General features: G+C 68.8%; 18 protein-coding genes and 1 tRNA gene. 12 read left to right on the top strand and 7 right to left on the bottom strand.

Annotated features, from left to right (window positions below):
* Positions 1 to 4 precede the first annotated feature (4 nt).
* The 3 genes from IG65_RS0110290 to IG65_RS0110280 all read right to left on the bottom strand — a co-directional run bounded on the left by IG65_RS0110290 (position 5) and on the right by IG65_RS0110280 (position 1,883).
* On the bottom strand, positions 5 to 529 hold the full coding sequence (locus IG65_RS0110290) for a MarR family winged helix-turn-helix transcriptional regulator (RefSeq protein WP_231509128.1): 525 nt from the start codon (positions 527 to 529) through the stop codon (positions 5 to 7).
* Between the two features lie 149 nt (positions 530 to 678).
* Positions 679 to 1,275 (bottom strand): hypothetical protein, encoded by a 597-nt coding sequence (locus tag IG65_RS34555; protein ID WP_036523953.1) that lies wholly within the window; start codon positions 1,273 to 1,275, stop codon positions 679 to 681.
* 131 nt (positions 1,276 to 1,406) lie between these two features.
* The gene (locus tag IG65_RS0110280) at positions 1,407 to 1,883 is read right to left on the bottom strand and encodes a peroxiredoxin (protein ID WP_030514636.1); all 477 of its coding nucleotides are present in this window, start codon (positions 1,881 to 1,883) and stop codon (positions 1,407 to 1,409) included.
* 96 nt (positions 1,884 to 1,979) lie between these two features.
* Between IG65_RS0110280 and IG65_RS0110275 the strand changes: the two genes are divergently transcribed.
* The 9 genes from IG65_RS0110275 (at position 1,980) to IG65_RS0110235 (ending at position 11,849) form a co-directional block, all read left to right on the top strand.
* The gene (locus tag IG65_RS0110275) at positions 1,980 to 3,557 is read left to right on the top strand and encodes an anthranilate synthase component I (protein WP_369801514.1); all 1,578 of its coding nucleotides are present in this window, start codon (positions 1,980 to 1,982) and stop codon (positions 3,555 to 3,557) included.
* 98 nt (positions 3,558 to 3,655) lie between these two features.
* Positions 3,656 to 4,606: a TIGR02234 family membrane protein gene (locus tag IG65_RS0110270; protein WP_369801506.1), complete on the top strand. Its 951-nt coding sequence runs from the start codon at positions 3,656 to 3,658 to the stop codon at positions 4,604 to 4,606.
* A 151-nt stretch (positions 4,607 to 4,757) separates the two neighbouring features.
* On the top strand, positions 4,758 to 5,582 hold the full coding sequence (gene trpC / locus IG65_RS0110265) for an indole-3-glycerol phosphate synthase TrpC (protein WP_030514633.1): 825 nt from the start codon (positions 4,758 to 4,760) through the stop codon (positions 5,580 to 5,582).
* A complete protein-coding gene (trpB, locus tag IG65_RS0110260; RefSeq protein WP_030514632.1) occupies positions 5,579 to 6,853 on the top strand; it encodes a tryptophan synthase subunit beta in 1,275 nt (424 codons plus the stop codon). Before trpC ends, trpB begins: the two co-directional genes overlap by 4 nt.
* Positions 6,850 to 7,641 carry a tryptophan synthase subunit alpha gene (gene trpA / locus IG65_RS0110255; protein WP_030514631.1) on the top strand — a complete coding sequence of 264 codons (792 nt, stop codon included), beginning with the start codon at positions 6,850 to 6,852 and terminating at the stop codon, positions 7,639 to 7,641. The genes trpB and trpA overlap by 4 nt, the downstream gene beginning before the upstream one ends.
* Positions 7,642 to 7,691: 50 nt before the next feature.
* Positions 7,692 to 8,900, top strand: coding sequence for a prolipoprotein diacylglyceryl transferase (gene lgt, locus IG65_RS0110250; protein WP_369801505.1), 1,209 nt, complete (start codon positions 7,692 to 7,694; stop codon positions 8,898 to 8,900).
* A 31-nt stretch (positions 8,901 to 8,931) separates the two neighbouring features.
* Positions 8,932 to 9,417 carry a TM2 domain-containing protein gene (locus IG65_RS0110245; protein ID WP_030514629.1) on the top strand — a complete coding sequence of 162 codons (486 nt, stop codon included), beginning with the start codon at positions 8,932 to 8,934 and terminating at the stop codon, positions 9,415 to 9,417.
* A gap of 103 nt (positions 9,418 to 9,520) precedes the next feature.
* Positions 9,521 to 10,942 carry a pyruvate kinase gene (gene pyk, locus IG65_RS0110240; RefSeq protein WP_030514628.1) on the top strand — a complete coding sequence of 474 codons (1,422 nt, stop codon included), beginning with the start codon at positions 9,521 to 9,523 and terminating at the stop codon, positions 10,940 to 10,942.
* A gap of 1 nt (position 10,943) precedes the next feature.
* Complete coding sequence (locus IG65_RS0110235) at positions 10,944 to 11,849, top strand: acyl-CoA thioesterase II (protein ID WP_030514627.1); 906 nt, start codon at positions 10,944 to 10,946, stop codon at positions 11,847 to 11,849.
* Between the two features lie 24 nt (positions 11,850 to 11,873).
* On the opposite strand, the gene IG65_RS0110230 is transcribed toward IG65_RS0110235, so the two are convergent.
* The 4 genes from IG65_RS0110230 to IG65_RS0110210 form a co-directional block, all read right to left on the bottom strand.
* Positions 11,874 to 12,278 carry a hypothetical protein gene (locus IG65_RS0110230; protein ID WP_030514626.1) on the bottom strand — a complete coding sequence of 135 codons (405 nt, stop codon included), beginning with the start codon at positions 12,276 to 12,278 and terminating at the stop codon, positions 11,874 to 11,876.
* Between the two features lie 107 nt (positions 12,279 to 12,385).
* Positions 12,386 to 13,111, bottom strand: coding sequence for a low molecular weight phosphatase family protein (locus tag IG65_RS0110225; RefSeq protein ID WP_231509127.1), 726 nt, complete (start codon positions 13,109 to 13,111; stop codon positions 12,386 to 12,388).
* Positions 13,112 to 13,162: 51 nt separating this feature from the next.
* Complete coding sequence (locus IG65_RS0110220) at positions 13,163 to 13,744, bottom strand: phenylacetaldoxime dehydratase family protein (RefSeq protein ID WP_051755694.1); 582 nt, start codon at positions 13,742 to 13,744, stop codon at positions 13,163 to 13,165.
* A 111-nt stretch (positions 13,745 to 13,855) separates the two neighbouring features.
* Positions 13,856 to 13,942: transfer RNA gene (locus IG65_RS0110210), tRNA-Leu, on the bottom strand.
* Positions 13,943 to 14,138: 196 nt separating this feature from the next.
* Between IG65_RS0110210 and IG65_RS0110205 the strand changes: the two genes are divergently transcribed.
* From IG65_RS0110205 to IG65_RS0110195, 3 genes are all read left to right on the top strand, one after another.
* Complete coding sequence (locus tag IG65_RS0110205; protein ID WP_030514623.1) at positions 14,139 to 14,765, top strand: ANTAR domain-containing response regulator; 627 nt, start codon at positions 14,139 to 14,141, stop codon at positions 14,763 to 14,765.
* Positions 14,766 to 15,081: 316 nt separating this feature from the next.
* Entirely contained in the window at positions 15,082 to 17,862 is a 2,781-nt protein-coding gene (gene polA, locus IG65_RS0110200) for a DNA polymerase I (protein WP_030514622.1), read from the top strand.
* 138 nt (positions 17,863 to 18,000) lie between these two features.
* Positions 18,001 to 18,681 (top strand): bifunctional 2-polyprenyl-6-hydroxyphenol methylase/3-demethylubiquinol 3-O-methyltransferase UbiG, encoded by a 681-nt coding sequence (locus tag IG65_RS0110195; RefSeq protein ID WP_030514621.1) that lies wholly within the window; start codon positions 18,001 to 18,003, stop codon positions 18,679 to 18,681.
* Positions 18,682 to 18,837 lie beyond the last annotated feature (156 nt).

Genomic DNA, 18,837 nt, shown 5'->3' with positions numbered 1-18,837 from the left:
CCGGTCAGTGGGCGGCGCCGGCCGTCGCCTCGGTGGCCGGCGGGTCGGGGAGTCCGTCGGCGCGCCCGATGCCCCGGGACAGGCCCGCGTCGAGCTGCGCTACCAGCGCCTCACCGAGAGTGAGCAGCTGTTCGACCTGCTCGTCGTCGATGCCGTCGAACACCAGCCCCCGCACGCCTTCCAAGTAGGCGGGGGTGGCCTTCTGCACCTGTTCGAAACCCTCATCGGTGAGCACCGCATAGGCGCCGCGGCGGCCGCGCACTACGTCGCGGCGCGCCCAGCCCAGCCGTTCCAGCTTCGTCACCACATGCGACAGCCGTGATAGCGAAGCATTTGCCCTATTGGCCAGTTCGCTGAGTTGCAGGCGATGTCCAGGCTCCTCGGACAGCAGTGCCATGAGGAAATACTCGAAATGCGTCATACCGGCTTCGCGTTGCAGCTGGGTGTCCATTGCCGCCGGTAATCGCGTCGTCAGCGCGACCAGAGTCCGCCACGCTCGCCGTTCGGTGGGATTGAGCCATTCCGTCACTTCGCGCCCTCTCTTGCAGCCCAGTGACGCAAATCTCGGTTCACTGTCACTCGCGACCAACAAGTTTGCCACGACTTCGCTGGCTGGTCAGCCCGGTTGCCGATGACGTGACAGCTATCACGCCGGGGCGCGATCACGACGCTGTCGGTTCACTCCCTGATATCGCCTGGTGGACGCGTGTCGTTAGCAGTGTCCGGCGCGGTGACCACGCCGGCTTCGGCGCGGCGGGCCGAGCGTGCTCGCCATTGTTTGCGTAGCAGTAGCACGAGCAGCACCACGAAGATGGCGGCCGCCACGATGGCGCCGACCAGTGAGGCGCCGCGGAAGCCGGGCGCGTCGACGTCGAGCACGCGTTCCCCGGCGTGCGCGGCGCTGTTGCCGCCCAGCACGATGGTCAGCGTCATCAGATTGGGCAGGGCCACGATCAACGCCAGCACCGCCGCGGCGCCGGCGGCGAATTTGCCGGCTCGGGTGCGCCATACCCGCACCGCGCCCAGCAGGAGCAGCAGGGGGATCAGCGTGCACAGGAACCCGATCGCCAGGCCCGACCAGATGCCCTGGGCGAAGCTGCCGTGCCCGGACACGCCGGCGATCCGCTGCGCCCACCAGCGCGGAATGAAGGCCGACAGCACGAAGTAGGCGACGACCAGCACGATGATGACCGCGAGCAGGCCGAGGGCTCGATTCCGCCACACGGTGGCTCGGGGTTTGGTCCCGGAGTTCGTGAGGGAGCTCGTCGATGTCATGAATCCAGCGTATGCGCGAGGCCCGCGCCGACGCCGGGAGAATCGTGTCGTGTCGGGCCGTCAGTGCGCTCTCACCAGGGGAAAGGCGGCGTGCACCGGGAGGCGGCCCGGGGTGTGTCCAGCTGGTCGATTCAGGCCCGGTGCTCGCGCAGGGCGGCCAGCGCGGCGTCGGCGTGGACGTTCGCGCGCAGTTCGCCCGAGATCACCGCCAATACCGTGCGGTCGGTGTCGATCACGAAGGTCTGCCGCTTCACCGGCAGGAAGTTGCCGAGCAGACCGCCGATCGCCCCGGAACGCTTGACGCCGAACCGTTCCGCCACCGCGCCGTCGCGATCGGACAGCAGCGGATAGCCGAGGGTCTGCGCCTGCGCGAAACCGGCTTGGGTGTCGACCGAATCGGTGCTGATTCCCGCGCAACTCGCGCCCAGGGCCGCGAATTCGCTTGTCAGATCACGGAAATGGCAGGCCTCGGCGGTGCACACGGGAGTATTGGCGGCGGGGAAGAAGAACAGTGTCAACGGCCCGTCGGCCAGCAACGAATCGAGCGACCGGACGGTGCCGGTCTGATCGGGAAGTTCGAACCCGGGTGCGCGCTGGCCTTTTTTCACAGTCGCGAGGGTACCGGGCGGCACGGTTGCCCGGTACCCGCCGCGGATCGCGCGGGTCGCGGCGGGGCCAGGAAATCTCGGTTGCGGCCGACTGGAATGATGAGCGATATGCACGGCGCCGCATTCGACCGTCCGGAAACCGCAACCACCACCACTCGGGACCAGTTCCGCGTACTCGCGGCCGCGCACCGGGTGGTGCCGGTGACGCGCAAGGTGCTGGCCGATTCGGAGACCCCGCTGTCCGCCTATCGGAAGCTGGCCGCGGACCGGCCGGGCACCTTCCTGCTGGAGTCGGCCGAGAACGGTCGTTCGTGGTCGCGCTGGTCGTTCATCGGCGCCGGCAGCCCCACCGCGCTGACGGTCGTCGACGGCGAGGCGGCCTGGCTGGGCGCCACCCCCGCCGACGCCCCGGCCGGCGGCGATCCGCTGGAGGCGCTGCACGACACGCTGGAACTGCTGCGCACCGAGCGCCTGCCCGGCCTGCCGCCGCTGACCGGGGGGCTGGTCGGATATCTGGGCTACGACATCGTGCGCCGCATCGAGCGGCTGCCGGAACTGACCACCGACGATCTGCGGGTCCCGGAGATGGTGCTGCTGCTGGCGGCGGATCTGGCCGCCTTCGACCATCACGAAGGCGCCATCACGCTGATCGCCAACGCGGTGAACTGGAACGGCACCGACGAGCGCGTCGACGAGGCCTACGACGACGCCGTCGCCCGGCTCGACCGGATGACCGCTGCGCTGGCCGCACCCGCCGAATCGACCGTGTCCGTCTTCGACCGTCCCGAGCCGGACTACATCCGCCGCCGCACCAGCGAGGACTTCGGTGCGGGCGTGCGGCGGCTGGTCGGCGAGATCGAGGCCGGCGAGGCGTTCCAGGTGGTGTTGTCGCAGCGGTTCGAGATGGACTTCGACGGCGAACCGCGCGATGTGTACCGGATGCTGCGCGCCTCGAATCCCAGCCCGTACATGTATCTGATGCACATTCCCGACGGTGCGGGCGGCACCGCCTTCTCCATCGTCGGATCGAGTCCGGAATCGCTGGTGACGGTCAAAGACGGTGTGGCGACGACACATCCGATCGCCGGCACCCGGTGGCGTGGCGCCACCGAGGAGGACGATGTGCTGCTCGAGAAGGATCTGCTCTCCGACGAGAAGGAGAACGCCGAACACCTCATGCTCGTCGACCTGGGCCGCAACGACCTGGGCCGAGTGTGCGAGCCGGGCACCGTGCGCGTCACCGAATACCGCCACATCGAGCGCTACAGCCACGTGATGCATCTGGTGTCGACGGTGACCGGGCGGCTGGCGGCCGGTCGCATCGCCCTCGACGCCGTACGCGCCTGCTTCCCTGCCGGCACGCTGTCGGGTGCGCCCAAGGTGCGGGCCATGGAGTTGATCGAGGAGAACGAGCCCACCCGCCGCGGCGTCTACGCCGGGGTCGTCGGCTACCTCGACTTCGCCGGCGACGCCGATACCGCGATCGCGATCCGCACCGCGCTGCTCAAGGACGGCATCGCCTATGTGCAGGCCGGTGCCGGCATCGTCGCCGATTCCCAGCCCGACTACGAGGACGAGGAATCGCGCAACAAGGCGATGGCCGTTCTCAAGGCCGTCGCCGCCGCCCGCACCGTACGCACCTTCACCCCCGAACCCGACGGCACCCTGCTATGAGTAACCCGGAATCTGAACCAGCCCAACGACATTCGCCCAGCGAACCGGAGGCGAAGCCCGCGCCTGGCACGAGCGACGCGTCTGCTGCCGGTGCGGCAGTGCGCCAGCCGCAGCCCGATGCCGACACCTCTGCGGCACAGCGCGCGCCGATGCAGAGCGGCCCCGAGGGCGAGGCGGTCCGGTCGGGTGCCGGACAAGCCGATGGCAGGGAATCCGACGGCCACGCTGCGGCGGTCCGGTCCGGCTCCCGCCTCGACGACGCCGCCGCGCAGGTGCCTCCCGGCGGCGACCCCGACCACTATGTCCCCGAGACGGAGACGGGCGGCGCCGACAGCGTGACCGGCAAACGCGCCCGCCCGGTGCTGCCGGTCCTCCTGCTGGCCGTCGGCGCGGCCGCGCTGTGGGGCGCCTCGCGCATGACCTGGGTGACCCTGCGGTCCTCCGACGGTCTGACCGAACCGCGCACCCAGCATCTCAACGGCGGCCTCTGGTTCGGCGCGCTGACGCCGCTGGCGCTGGTGCTGCTGGCCTCGATCGCGGCCGTCTTCGCCACCAAGGGCTGGCTGCGCCGGCTGATCGGGGTGGTGGTGGCGCTGGTCGCCGCCGTCGCCGCGGTGCCGGGCCTGGCGCTGCTGACCCAGCACGGCAAGATCGCCGAACGGGCCGCCCGGCTCGCCGAACTGCCCGCCCGCGCGCACGTCGACGCCGCCACGGCGGCCACGTTCCCCGCCGCCCTCAGCGTCGTCGGTGCGCTCGCGGCCTTCGCCGCCGGAGTGCTGCTGGCCCGCATGCCAGAAACGACGGCCCGCATGTCGGGTAAGTACGACAATCCGGTGTTCCGCCGGGCCGCGGCCGCCGAACAGGTCGCCGAATTGCGCCGCACGGGTGATCCGGAATCGGCCGCCGCGGCCACCGACGCACCGCGGACGGCGACGCCGAAGTCCTCGCCGCACACCCCGGAACCGGAGTCGGGCGAACTCTCGCAGCGCGTGCTGTGGGACGCGCTCGACGCGGGCGCCGACCCGACCGACGACGAGCCGGGCCGATGAGCGCCCTACCACGCCGCGCCGGGCGGCAGGCGTCACACCCCGCCGTCGGCTCGGCTTACCCTTCCATTTACTCTTTATCAGCATCGGTGAGACAGCACCTGGGGGGATTCTCAGGTAGCAAGTCCGTCTCCCCAGAAAGGATTCGAGCCAGATGACGGTACTCGACTCGATTCTCGACGGGGTCCGTGCGGATGTGGCCGCTCGGGAAGCCCTCCTGGATTTCCAGGCCGTCAAGAAGGCCGCCGCCGCGGCACCCTCGCCGCGCGATGCGCTCGCCGCTCTGCACGCGGACGGGATCGGAGTCATCGCCGAGGTCAAGCGCGCCAGCCCCTCGAAGGGTGAGCTCGCCGACATCCCGGACCCGGCCAGCCTGGCGAAGTCCTACGAGGACGGTGGCGCGCGCATCATCAGCGTGCTCACCGAGGGCCGCCGCTTCCACGGCTCGCTCGACGACCTGGACGCGGTCCGCGCGGTCGTCGACGTGCCGATCCTGCGCAAGGACTTCGTCGTCGGCCCGTACCAGATCCACGAGGCTCGTGCCCACGGCGCGGACGTGATCCTGCTGATCGTGGCCGCCCTGGAACAGGACGTGCTGGCCTCGCTGATCGATCGCACCGAATCGCTGGGCATGACCGCGCTGGTCGAGGTGCACACCGAGGAGGAGGCCGACCGGGCACTGACCGCCGGCGCCTCGGTCATCGGCGTGAACGCCCGCAACCTGAAGACCCTCGAGGTCGATCGCGACGTCTTCGCCCGCATCGCGCCCGGACTGCCCACCGAGGTCATCCGGGTCGCCGAATCCGGCGTCAGCGGCACCGCCGACCTGCTCGCCTACGCCGGCGCCGGCGCCGACGCGGTTCTGGTCGGCGAGAGCCTCGTGACCAGCGGCGATCCGCGTGCCGCCGTCTCCGAGCTGGTGACCGCGGGTACCCATCCGTCCTGCCCGCGTCCGCTGCGGCGGGGTGTCACCCGATGACCGGCGTGCACGAGCCGCTGCCCCAGGCCAGCGAGGGCGTCACCCACCGCAGCCACGAACCGGATCTCGGCGGCCACTTCGGCGTCTACGGCGGCCGGCACGTGCCCGAGGCGCTGATGGCGGTGATCGAAGAGGTCACCGCCGAATACGACAAGTCCCGCCTGGATCCCGATTTCCTGGCCGAACTCGACCGGCTGCAGCGCGATTACGCGGGCCGGCCCTCGCCGGTCTTCGAATGCAAGCGGCTCTCGGAACATGCCGGCGGCGCCCGCATCCTGCTCAAGCGCGAGGATCTGAACCACACCGGTTCGCACAAGATCAACAATGTGCTGGGCCAGGCGTTGCTCGCCCAGCGGATGGGCAAGACCCGGGTGATCGCCGAAACCGGCGCCGGTCAGCACGGTGTCGCAACGGCCACCGCCTGTGCGCTGCTCGGCCTCGAATGCGTGATCTACATGGGCGCGGTCGACACCGCGCGCCAGGCACTCAACGTCGCGCGGATGCGGCTGCTCGGCGCCAAGGTGGTATCGGTGACCACCGGCTCGCAGACGTTGAAGGACGCGATCAACGAGGCGCTGCGCGACTGGGTCACCAACGCGTCGGAAACCTACTACTGCTTCGGCACCGCGGCGGGCCCGCATCCGTTCCCGCTGATGGTGCGCGATTTCCAGCGCGTAGTCGGCCTCGAGGCGCGGGTGCAGGTGCAGGCGCAGACCGGTCGGCTGCCCGATGCCGTCGTGGCGTGCGTGGGCGGCGGATCGAACGCGATCGGCATCTTCCACCCGTTCCTCGACGACGAGGGCGTGCGGCTGATCGGCTACGAGGCGGCCGGCGACGGCGTCGAAACCGGAAGGCACGCGGCGACTTTCGCCGGCGGCCGGCCGGGAGCGTTCCAGGGCGCCTACTCGTACCTGCTGCAGGACGAGGACGGCCAGACCATCGAATCGCATTCCATCTCCGCCGGTCTGGACTATCCCGGCGTCGGCCCCGAACACGCCTACCTGAAGGACATCGGCCGCGCCGAGTACCGGCCGATCACCGATACCGAGGCGATGGACGCGCTGCTGCTGCTCTCGCGCACCGAGGGCATCATCCCGGCCATCGAATCGGCGCACGCGGTGGCCGGTGCTCTGCAGCTGGGTCGCGAATTGGGTTCCGGCGCAATCATTCTGGTGAATCTGTCCGGACGCGGCGACAAGGACATGGATACCGCGGCGCGCTGGTTCGGCCTGTTCGACGACGCTGCCGCCACGGAGGAGAATCGCTCGTGAGCCGTCTGGAATCGACCTTCGCGGCCAGCCGCGGCGAGGGCCGCGCCGCGCTGATCGGATATCTGCCCGCGGGCTACCCGGACCTGGCCGGATCCATCGACGTGTGCACCGCGATGGTCGAATCCGGTTGCGACATCATCGAAGTCGGTATCGCCTATTCCGATCCGGTGATGGACGGCCCCACCATCCAGGCCGCCACCGAGCAGGCCCTGCGCGGCGGCGTGCGGGTGCGTGACGTCTTCGGTGTCGTCGAGGCGATCACCGCCGCCGGGGGCAATGCCGTGGTGATGACCTACTGGAATCCGGTGCTGCAATACGGCGTCGATCGTTTCTCCCGCGATCTCGCCGCGGCCGGCGGCCTCGGGCTGATCACTCCCAATCTGATTCCCGAGGAGGCGGGGGAGTGGTTCGAGGCCTCCCGCGCCCACGATCTGGACCGCATCTTCCTGGTCGCTCCCTCCTCCACCGAGGAGCGCCTGGTCAAGACCATCGAGGCCAGTAGCGGATTCCTCTACGCCGCCTCCACCATGGGCGTCACCGGCGCCCGCGACGCGGTGTCCTCCGCCGCGCCGGAACTGTGCGCGCGGGTGCGTGCCCACTCCGATATCCCGGTCGGTGTCGGCCTCGGCGTGCGCAGCGGTGCGCAGGCGGCCGAAATCGCTTCCTACGCCGACGGAGTGATCGTCGGCTCGGCGCTGGTCACGGCCGCGGGCCAGGGACTGGACCAGGTCCGCAAGCTCACCGCGGAACTGGCCGAGGGCGTGCGTTCGGCGACTGTCACCAGCTGATCGGAGACGCGAACTGGGCGGCGCGCGCCCCCTCCGTTACGGTGGGGCCCGTGACTTTTCCAGTCCTGGCAGACGGCGTCGATGTGCACGGTGGAGCAATACTGGCCTATATTCCCAGTCCGCCGCGAGGCGTATGGGATGTGGGGCCGTTCCCGCTGCGCGCCTATGCGATCTGCATCATCATCGGCATCATCGTCGCGATCTGGTGGGGTGAGCGGCGTTGGCGCGAGCGCGGCGGCGAGCAGGGCAAGGTGCTCGACGTGGCGATGTTCGCGGTGCCGTTCGGACTCGTGGGCGGCCGGCTCTATCACGTGGCCACCGACTGGGAGAAGTACTTCGGCGCCGGCGGGCATCCGATCAACGCGCTGAAGATCTGGGAGGGCGGTCTCGGAATCTGGGGTGCCGTGCTGCTCGGCGGCGTCGGCGCCTGGATCGGCTGCCGGGTGTATCGAATTCCGTTGCCCGCCTTCGGCGATGCCATCGCCCCGGCGATTCTGCTCGCGCAGGCCATCGGCCGCCTCGGCAACTACTTCAATCAGGAGCTCTACGGCCGCAAGACCGATCTGCCGTGGGGCCTCGAGATCTATCTGCGGTTCGATTCCGACGGCCGGCTGGACATGATGAACGGCGTTTCCACCGGCGTGGTGGAGAAGATCGTGCAGCCGACCTTCCTCTACGAGCTGATCTGGAATCTGCTCGGCGTGCTGGTGCTGGTGATGGTCGACAAACGCTGGCAAATCGGCCACGGTCGCTTGTTCGCCCTGTACGTGGCGATCTACACCTTCGGCCGCTTCTGGGTCGAGTTGCTGCGCGACGACGAGGCCACCCACATCTTCGGCATCCGGGTCAACTCCTACACCTCGGCGATCGTATTCCTCTGTGCGCTGGCGTATTTCGCCCTCGCCACCAAGGGGCGCGAAACCGCCGCCCAGCTCGCCTCCGGAGGTGAGCGCCCCTGGCCGTGGCAATGGGGTGCGTTGCGCCGGTACGGCGCCGCCGGGCAGGAAGCCGCCGCTGAGAGCGCACCTGCCGCCTCGGTCGACGAATCCGCCGCCGGCGAATCGGACGAGTCCACCGCCGGCCCGTCCGATTCGGTGACGACGGGCACTGAGGCGACCGGTACCGAGGCGACCGGCAACGAACTGGATCCGCCCGCCGATGACAAGGATGCGGCCGGTGTCACCACCGCCGGGAACAGCGAGCAGCGGGCCGAGGGCGAGTCGGGTAAGCCGGGCCGGAAGAAGGCGGACAAGAGCTGAGCGGGCCGACCGCTCGAATCAGGAGGACTTCGTGACCGACCCCTATCAGCCGCAGCCCGGCTACGGCCCGCAGTACGGGGCTCCGGGTACCGGGCCGGGAAATCCGGGCGGCTACGGCCAATCCGGCCCCTACGGAGCCGGGCAACCGGGCCCCTACGGGCCGGCCGGCTACAGCCAGCCCTACGGCCAGCCCGCCGACCCGTACGCCCAGCCGTACGCCCCGGGCCCCGGCTACCCGCCCGCGCCCTACGGCATGGACCCGGAGGCGCCGTACGGGCGCAATATGTACGGCGAACCGTTCTCGGACAAATCGAAGCTGACCGCCGGGCTGCTGCAACTGTTCGTAGGTGGCCTCGGGATCGGCCGGTTCTATCTCGGCTACACCGGCATCGGCGTCGCCCAGCTCCTGGTCACGCTGTTCACCTGCGGTCTGGGCGGAATCTGGCCGTTCATCGACGCGATTTTGATCCTGACCGGCAAGGTTCGCGATCCGTACAACCGTCCCTTGCAGGAGTGACGACTATGCCGGTCGAATATGTGATGTGCGTCATATTTTCGTCGATTGACAGTGGCGGGAGTGCCGATCAGCGCCACTGCGGCGGCAGGACTAGGCTCGGCTCGTGATGCGACGGACAAAGATTGTGTGCACCCTCGGGCCGGCCACCGCCACCGAGGACCGGATCCGTGAACTTGTCGACAGTGGCATGGACGTGGCCCGGTTGAATTTCAGTCACGGAGAACACGCCGATCACGCCGAGAACTATCACAAGGTGCGGCACGCCGCCGAGCAGATGGGTCGTTCGGTCGGCATCCTGGCCGACCTGCAGGGGCCGAAGATCCGCTTGGGCCGGTTCATCGAGGGCCGCACCGTGTGGGCGACGGGCGAGGAGGTGCGGATCACGGTCGACGACGTGGAAGGCACCCACGATCGCGTCTCCACCACCTACAAGCAGCTATCCGAGGACGCCAAGGCCGGTGACCGGCTGCTCGTCGACGACGGCAAGGTCGGGCTGACCGTGGTCCGCGTCGAGGGCAACGACGTGGTGTGCCGCGTCACCGAGGGCGGCCCGGTCTCCAACAACAAGGGCGTCTCGCTGCCGGGTATGGACGTGTCCGTTCCGGCGTTGTCCGAGAAGGACATCGAGGATCTGGAATTCGCCCTGCGGCTCGGTGTGGACTTCATCGCCCTGTCGTTCGTGCGGTCGCCGTCGGACGTCGAGCTGGTCCACGACATCATGGATCGCGTCGGCCGCCGGGTGCCGGTGATCGGCAAACTCGAAAAGCCCGAAGCCATCGACAATCTCGAGGCGATCGTGCTCGCCTTCGACGCGATCATGGTGGCTCGCGGCGACCTCGGCGTCGAACTGCCGCTCGAGCAGGTGCCGCTGGTGCAGAAGCGCTCGATCCAGATGGCAAGGGAGAACGCCAAACCCGTCATCGTCGCCACCCAGATGCTGGAGTCGATGATCGGCAACTCCCGCCCGACCCGCGCCGAGGCCTCCGATGTCGCCAACGCGGTGCTCGACGGCGCCGACGCGGTCATGCTCTCCGGCGAGACCTCGGTCGGCCAGTATCCGATCGAGACGGTGCGGACGATGGCGCGCATCGTGCACGCCGTGGAATCGGAATCCTCGACCCGGGTGCCGCCGCTGACCCACGTCCCGCGGACCAAGCGCGGCGTGATCTCCTACGCGGCCCGCGATATCGGCGAGCGGCTCAACGCCAAGGCGCTGGTGGCCTTCACCCAGTCCGGCGACACCGTGCGCCGGCTGGCCCGCCTGCACACCACGCTGCCGCTGCTGGCGTTCACCCCGCTGCCGGAGGTCCGCAGCCAGCTGGCGCTGACCTGGGGTGTGGAAACCTTCATCGTCCCGCCGGTCGGTACCACCGACGAGATGATCGGCCAGGTCGACAAGGAACTGCTGTCGCTGAATCGCTACGCCAAGGGCGATCTCGTGGTGATCGTGGCCGGCTCCCCGCCGGGTACCGTCGGCTCCACGAACCTGATCCACGTGCATCGCATCGGCGAGGAGGACCACTGAGGTGAGTGCATCACTGGGCGAATCGGTCGGCACCGGCAGTGAGAGCGGCGGCGATCTCGCCGTCCTGCTCGGCCTGCTCGAACTCGAGGAGATCGGCGAGGACGTCTTCCTCGGTCACCATCCGGAGAAGGTGTGGAGTCGCACCTTCGGCGGCCAGCTGGTGGCGCAGGCGATCATCGCGGCCGGCCGCACGGTCGGACCGGGGCGCCCGGTGCATGCGGTCAACGCTCATTTCGTGCGCGGCGGCGACGTGCGCAAACCGATCGAATACCGGGTCGAACGCCATCGTGACGGGCGTGCGTTCGCCAACCGCACGGTCACGGCGTATCAGGACGATCAGGAACTGTTCGTGATGCTGGCGGCGTTCCAGGACTGGGCCAAGGGCCTGGAACACGCCAGCCCGCAGCCGCAGGTGCCCGATCCGGACGGCCTGCCCCGGGTGGAGGAGTCCTTCTCCGGGTTCGAGGACAAACTGCAGATGTTCGTGCAGGCACCGCATCCGATCGATATGCGCTACACCAACGATCCGGCCTGGATCCTCAAGGGCACCGGCGGCACCCTGAACCACAATCGCGTGTGGATGAAGGCCGACGGCGAACTGCCCGACGATCCGCTGATCCATGTGGCGACGCTGGGTTATTCGTCCGACACCACGGTGCTGGATTCGATCATCACCACGCACGGGCTGTCGTGGGGCCACGACCGGATCGTGGCCGCCACGGTGAATCATTCGATCTGGTTCCACCGTCCGTTCCGCTTCGACGACTGGGCCCTGTACGCGACGCAGTCACCGGTGGCCGCCGGTTCGCGCGGCCTGGCCACCGGTCACTTCTATTCGCGGGCCGGCGAGCTGCTGGCCACCGTCGTGCAGGAGGGCGTGATCAGGCACTTCCCGGCGCGCAAGTAGCGCTGGGCGCCGGGAGCGCCGGTATCAGAGGCGTTCGCGGTTCTCGTCGAAGTCGTAACTGTCGCGATGGAGCGCGTGAATCGTGTAGGGGACGGCGTCGGCGGTGGTGGCGATCCCGAGGACCAGTCGATGCTCGAGTGCGGCCAGGCCGGATTCGGTCAGCTGATCGGGATCGCCCACCAGGCTGAGCGCTATCTCGTAGGTGCGCCGCGAGCCGGGGTCGCGGTGGGGGTGTTCCAGGCGCCACTGGGTCTCCAGGACCGTATGGCCGGGTTGATCGGCGTCGACGGGCAGGGTGAAGCGCCAGGCGAAAACATCGTGCTCGGCGAGGTGGTCGTCGACCACGCAGCGCACGGTGTGCACGACGCGGTCGAGCGTTTCCGGTGTGACGTAAACATGGAGTGAAACATCCGAAATTCGTTTCGGCATGTCTGTGTCCTGTTCCGGTGTCGAACCATCGGCGTCGGCAGTTACCGCGGGGAGTCTAACCCCGGATCCCGCTCCGCGGGAGGGCGGCATGCCCGGCGCCGGATTGTTCAGGCGTGGCGGCCGATTCGCACGGGCTCGATACCCCAAGGCGGGGTTTCGATACGTCCACCGGGCAGCAGCACCAGCCGGGGCCGGCCGGACTCCGTTCGGCCCGCGTCGCGATGGGGGTGCAGGGCGAGCAGCAGCGGGACCAGCGTTTCGGCGATCCGATCGCCGACGGCACAGTACTTTTCGCTCGACAATCCCACCGGGTCGGCGATGTTCTCCCGGCCCACCAGCGCGAGATCGTTTCGCGCACTGTCGATCTGGGCGATCGTGCGGGCGCCGGAGACCTTCGTCACCCGGTAGGCCTCGAGTAATGTGAAGGTCCGCGGCCGGGCGGCCGGAACCAGGTCGATGATGTGGTCGCGGATCTGCTCGGTCATCGCCAGCACGAGGTCCGCGCGCGTGACCATCTCCGACTTCAACTTGCGTGCTGAGAAGTTGCCGGGATCCGCGCCGAGGCCTGTGATGGTCTGTGCCGCAAGCGGATCGACGCCGAAGCCGACGAGCGCGCGGGTGCCGGCGCTCTCGGCGGTCAGGTCGTCGAGACCGTGTTCGGCCGCGACGGCGCGGGTCAGACGTTCGGCGATCACCGAGCGGCAGACGTTGCCGGAGCAGACGAACAGGACGTGCATGACCGCTACGGTAGGGCGCCGCGGGCTCCGGCAGAAGCCGAGGACGGCCGAAAACCGCTTATTTAACGCGATGTTCAGCTGCCGGTAGCGCGTCACGTTCGACCGTTTGCCGAATTTTCGCTGACCGGCTGGGCGACGGGTGTGGCGCTACGGCTGCCGATCCGTGTCGGAAGCCTCGGTGCCGTAAGCGTTCCGATAGTAGGAGGCTTCCTCGACGACCGGGGCGACCGTCGGTTCGGTGCCGAGATGAGCGTTGTCCGCGCCGGCGCGCGTGGCGTTGTCCTGGGCCCGGCCGCGCGCGCTGAACAGCGGTCCGCGCATGGACCGGGTCGGAGCGAAGGCGCCCAGCCCGGTGGGCGTGGTCATATCGTCGTACATGGTGTCGATGCCGCCGCGCAGGAAATAGGCCTCGTGCCAGAACCCGGTGCCGCCGGAGTCACGCAGAAACCGCTGCCACCAGTCGCGATGCGGCTGGGAACGGGTCCAGCGCTCCAGGCTGTCCAGGTCGCGCCAGTATTGGCGGGCGCCCCAGTGCGGTGGGAACAGCGACCAGATGATGTCCTCGTGCCGCAACAGGCCATCCGGCCGATCACGATGGGAGCGATACAGTTTCGGCCCCAAGCCGAGCAGACGCAACACCCCCCGCGGGGTCCGCACCCGCATCCCCAGATAGATCACCACCAGATCGGGATATCCCGAAAGATCCGCGGTGAGCCGGTTCACCCGCATACGCGACCTCCTCCTGCCCGGGGTCGTGTGCACCACCCTACGCGTAGTCACGGGTCATCCTGCCGATTCGGTTCGAATACGACAAAAGCGGCCCGATCGGACCGCCGACGATGGTGCCGAGTGTGGGACTCGAACCCACACGTCCGTGAGGACAACGGTTTTTGAGACCGTCGCGTCTGCCAGTTCCGCCAACTCGGCGCACCGGGAGGAAATGATAGCCGGTGGGTGCCCAGGTTACCGAATCGGTGCCGCGCGGGCGGGTTCCCGCTGGGTAGATGGGTTGTGAGCGAAGTTGAACGGTACGCTTTAGGACACTCGGCGTGCGTGGCCGGTGACAGGGTGGGACCGGAGGCGCACATCGGGCGTCGGCATCGGAATATCGAGGGGTCTGTCTATGGGAACGAATGCAGGGGGCGCGGGCGCGAAGCAGGACGCGCCGGCTGCCGCGAAGCGTGTCGTGGTGGCCGAGGACGAGGCGCTCATCCGGATGGACCTTGTGGAGATGCTCTCCGAGGAGGGCTACCAGGTGGTGGGTGAGGCCGGCGACGGCCAGCAGGCGGTCGACCTGGCCGTGGAACTGCGCCCCGATCTGGTCATCATGGATGTGAAGATGCCGCGGCGCGACGGTATCGATGCCGCCGGTGAGATCGCCTCCAAACGTGTTGCGCCCGTAGTGATCCTGACCGCGTTCAGCCAGCGTGACCTGGTCGAGCGGGCGCGCGACGCGGGTGCGATGGCCTATCTGGTGAAGCCGTTCACGAAATCGGATCTGGTGCCCGCGATCGAGTTGGCGGCCAGCCGTTTTCACGAGATCTCGGCGCTGGAACAGGAGGTCGCGAATCTGTCCGACCGCCTGGAGACCCGCAAACTGGTCGAGCGTGCCAAGGGCGTGCTGATGCAGACGCAGGGGCTGTCGGAACCGCAGGCGTTCAAGTGGATCCAGCGCACCGCGATGGATCGTCGCACCACCATGAAGGCGGTCGCGGAGGTCGTCCTGGAGAATCTCGCGCCGAAGTCCTGATCGCCCCCTGTGGTCGGCCGCGGCTCGTGTGCCGGCCGCGTGCCGGTCGAGCGCGGGAGTGGTCGGGTCGCGGCCCGCGCCGTCGGCGGGCTCGCTCGTGGGCTTCGGGTGAGGTCCTCGGGCGAACTCCGGCACCGACGCGGGAAAACCGCGGACATCGGCGAGCTTGTGCACGACCTCGCTGCCGGTCCGGTGGGGCGGATGTGGCCGGCGTGAAAGCGGGGCACCGTATCCGCGTGTGCGAATTCGAACGCGACACATGTCGGTCCGTGCCCGGTGGCCGGGGATGTCGGTGGATATCCCTAGACTCTGTGCCGTGACTCCAGCCTCCACCGATCAGCGTCAGGGCAGTGTGTCGTCCACCACCGCCGCAGCGGCCGCGCCGAAAGCCGGCAGTACGGCGCCGGGTGCTCCCGGCGAGCGGCCCACGCTGTTGTTGCTGGACGGCCATTCCCTGGCCTACCGCGCCTTCTACGCGCTACCGGCGGAGAACTTCAAAACCGTCACCGGGCAGACCACGAACGCCGTCTACGGCTTCACCGCCATGCTGATCAACCTGCTGCGCGACGAACGGCCCACCCATGTGGCGGCCGCGTTCGACGTCAGCCGAAAGACCTTCCGGGTCGAGGCCTATCCGGAGTACAAGGCCAACCGCATCACCACCCCCGACGAATTCCGCGGGCAGGTGGAGATCACCCAGGAGGTGCTGGGCGCGCTCGGCATCCCGGTGATGGCCATCGAAGGCTACGAGGCCGACGACATCATCGCCACCCTCGCGACTCAGGCTGTGCCGCAAGGCTTCCGGGTGCTCATCGTCACCGGCGACCGGGATTCGCTGCAGCTGGTCAACCCCGACGTCACCGTGCTGTACCCGAAGAAGGGCGTCTCCGAACTCACCCGTTTCACGCCGGAGGCGGTCGAGGAGAAGTACGGCCTGACTCCGGCCCAGTACCCGGATTTCGCGGCCCTGCGCGGAGACCCGAGCGACAACCTGCCCGGCATCCCGGGTGTGGGGGAGAAGACCGCCACCAAGTGGATTCGCGAATTCGGCGATCTGCCCACCCTGGTCGAGCGGGTCGACGAGGTGCGCGGCAAGGTCGGCGACGCCCTGCGCGCGAACCTGTCCAGCGTGGTGCTCAACCGGCAGCTCACCGAGATGGTCAAGGATGTTCCGCTGCCGTACACCCCGGAGCAGCTGGCGCAGCAGCCGTGGGACCGCGACAAGATCCACCGCCTGTTCGACGATCTCGAATTCCGGGTGCTGCGGGACCGGCTGTTCGAGACGCTGGCGCCGCCGGAGCCGGAGGCCGAGAGCGGTTTCGAGATCAGCGGCGGTCCGGTCGCGCCCGGCGCCGTCGCCGACTGGCTGGTCGAACACGCGAAAGCCGGTGTGCGCCACGGTGTGTCGATCGTGGGCACGACCACGCCCGTCCAGGGGGATGTGAAGGCGATCGCGATCGCCGCCGCCGACGGGGAGGGTGGCTACTTCGACGTGGTCGCGCTGACCCCGGAGGACGAGCTCGCCCTCGGCCGCTGGCTCGCCGACGCCGGCACCCCGAAGGCGGTGCACGAGGCCAAGGCCGCCATCCACGCTCTGCGCGGGCGCGGCTGGCGGCTGGCGGGGCTCACCAGCGATACCGCGCTCGCGGCCTATCTGGTCCGCCCCGGGCAGCGCACCTTCAACCTCGACGATCTGTCGCTGCGGTACCTGTCGCGGGAGTTGCGGGTCGAGGCCGCCGAGGACGCCCAGCTATCGCTGCTCGACGACGAAGACCAGGTCGACACCGAACTGGCCCAGGCCGAGATTCTGCGCGCCCGCGCGGTGGCCGATCTGGCCGAGGCGTTCGATGCCGAACTCGACCGCATCGAATCCGTGCCGCTGCTCACCGAGATGGAACTGCCGCTCCTGGGCGTGCTGGCCGAACTCGAACACGCCGGCATCGCCGTCGACTGCGACAAACTGGACCAGTTGCAGCGCGAATTCGCCGACCGGGTGGCCTCGGCCGCGGAGGCGGCCTACGAGGTGATCGGTGAGCAGATCAACCTCGGTTCGCCGAAGCAGCTGCAGGTGGTGCTGTTCGACAAACTGGATATGCCCAAGACCAAGCGGACCAAGACCGGCTACACCACCGATGCCGACGCGCTCGAGTCGCTGTTCGAGAAGACCCAGCATCCCTTCCTCGAACATCTGCTCGCGCACCGCGACGCCACCCGCCTCAAGGTCACCGTGGACGGGCTGCTGAAGTCGGTGGCCGACGACGGCCGCATCCACACCACGTTCAACCAGACCATCGCCGCCACCGGCCGGTTGTCCTCGACCGAGCCGAATCTGCAGAACATCCCGATCCGCACCGACACCGGCCGGCGCATCCGCGACACCTTCGTCGTAGGCCCCGGCTACGAGTCGCTGATGACGGCGGACTACAGCCAGATCGAGATGCGGATCATGGCGCACCTGTCCAAGGACGCCGGGCTGATCGAGGCGTTCAACTCCGGCGAGGACCTGCACAGTTTCGTCGCGTCCAAGGCGTTCGACATCCCGATCGCCGACGTGCACCCGGAGATGCGCCGCCGCATCAAGGCGATGTCCTACGGTCTGGCCTACGGCCTGTCCGCCTACGGACTCTCGCAGCAGCTGCGGATCAGTGCCGAAGAGGCGAAGGCGCAGATGGAGGTCTACTTCTCCCGCTTCGGCGCGATTCGCGACTACCTGCGCGACGCCGTGGATCAGGCGCGCAAGGTGGGCTACACCGAGACGCTGTTCGGCCGCCGCCGCTACCTGCCCGATCTGGATTCCAGCAATCGCCAGCGCCGCGAGGCCGCCGAGCGGATGGCGCTCAACGCGCCGATCCAGGGCACCGCCGCCGACATCATCAAGGTCGCGATGATCAACACCCAGGCCGCCATCGCCGAGGCCGGGCTACGTTCGCGCATGCTGCTGCAGATCCACGACGAACTCGTCTTCGAGGTCGCGTCCGGCGAGCGGGAGGCGCTGGAATCGCTTGCCCGCGAACAGATGTCGAGCGCCATCGACCTGTCGGTACCGCTCGAGGTCTCCGTCGGCGTCGGCCGCAGCTGGGACTCGGCCGCCCACTGACCGGGGCGCCGAAGGCGCCGGCCGGCCTGGTCTCGCGCGGCGTATGGCGCCACAGGCGGTGATGTGCCGCGCACGGTGCGGGAAATCGCTCCCCGGCGGTCGGTGCGCGGTCGACCCGCCGCATCGTAGGGTGGCGCGATGGGTGCAGTGGACTGGGATCACAACGCCTTCTACCACCGGACGCTGCTGCGGCAGCTGCCGCAGCGCTGTGAGCGGATCCTCGAAGTCGGTTGCGGGGCAGGCGCTTTGGCGGTCGAGCTGGCGCGGCGTGCCGACCGGGTCGACGCGGTGGACCGCTCGCCGGAGATGATCGAGGCGGCCCGCGGTGTCGTCCCGGGCAACGTCGAATGCACCCGGGCCGACATTCTCGAGTACCCGCTGCCGGAAGCCGCCTACGACGCCGTCGTGTCGCTCACCACGCTCCATCACCTGCCCCTGGAACGGGTGCTGCCGCGGCTCGCGCAGACGCTGCGGCCGGGCGGGGTGCTCGCGGTGATCGCGCTGCCGCGGGCCGACCCGCTGCGTGAACTGCCCGCGGAGATCGCGGGCGTACTCGGCCATCGCCTCTTCGGCGCGACGTTCGCGATGCTGCGTGCCACGGGCCGCGGCGCCTGGTACGCGCACGAACCCACGCATGCGGTGATGCCGGTCGTGCTCGATCCGCCACTGACCACACGCGAGGTCGCGCGCCGGGCGGGCGGCATCCTGCCGGGCGCGCGCGTGCGGCGGCTGGTGTTCTGGCGCTATCTGTTGCGGTGGGACAAACCCGGGCAAACCCCCGTGACGACACGCCGACCATGTCCGGGGCGCATCCTGTGAACCCGCTGTGGCCTGCGTGAATGCGGCGTTCACCACGGCACTGTCCGTTGGCATGCCGTTCACTCGAAAATGTGACGAAGTTACTCGTTGGTTCCGCCGCAATATTGTTGCCATCGACGCGGTGAGTCCATATTCTCGAAGCCGTGCCGAATCCCG

Origin of the sequence: Nocardia sp. NRRL WC-3656 (genome assembly GCF_000720265.1) — a bacterium.
Classification (GTDB): Bacteria; Actinomycetota; Actinomycetes; order Mycobacteriales; family Mycobacteriaceae; genus Nocardia; species Nocardia nova.
The sequence above is the reverse complement of the archived record's forward strand: the minus strand, read 5'-3'. Positions and strand labels throughout refer to the sequence as shown.

Bases quoted from the DNA above. Each gene is read 5' to 3' on its own strand.
- IG65_RS34555 (WP_036523953.1), bottom strand. From the start codon at position 1,275: ATGACATCGACGAGCTCCCTCACGAACTCCGGGACCAAACCCCGAGCC.
- IG65_RS0110220 (WP_051755694.1), bottom strand. From the start codon at position 13,744: ATGCGGGTGAACCGGCTCACCGCGGATCTTTCGGGATATCCCGATCTG.
- IG65_RS0110230 (WP_030514626.1), bottom strand. From the start codon at position 12,278: ATGCCGAAACGAATTTCGGATGTTTCACTCCATGTTTACGTCACACCG.
- IG65_RS0110195 (WP_030514621.1), top strand. From the start codon at position 18,001: ATGGGTGCAGTGGACTGGGATCACAACGCCTTCTACCACCGGACGCTG.
- trpC (WP_030514633.1), top strand. From the start codon at position 4,758: ATGACGGTACTCGACTCGATTCTCGACGGGGTCCGTGCGGATGTGGCC.
- trpB (WP_030514632.1), top strand. From the start codon at position 5,579: ATGACCGGCGTGCACGAGCCGCTGCCCCAGGCCAGCGAGGGCGTCACC.
- IG65_RS0110275 (WP_369801514.1), top strand. From the start codon at position 1,980: ATGATGAGCGATATGCACGGCGCCGCATTCGACCGTCCGGAAACCGCA.
- IG65_RS0110205 (WP_030514623.1), top strand. From the start codon at position 14,139: ATGGGAACGAATGCAGGGGGCGCGGGCGCGAAGCAGGACGCGCCGGCT.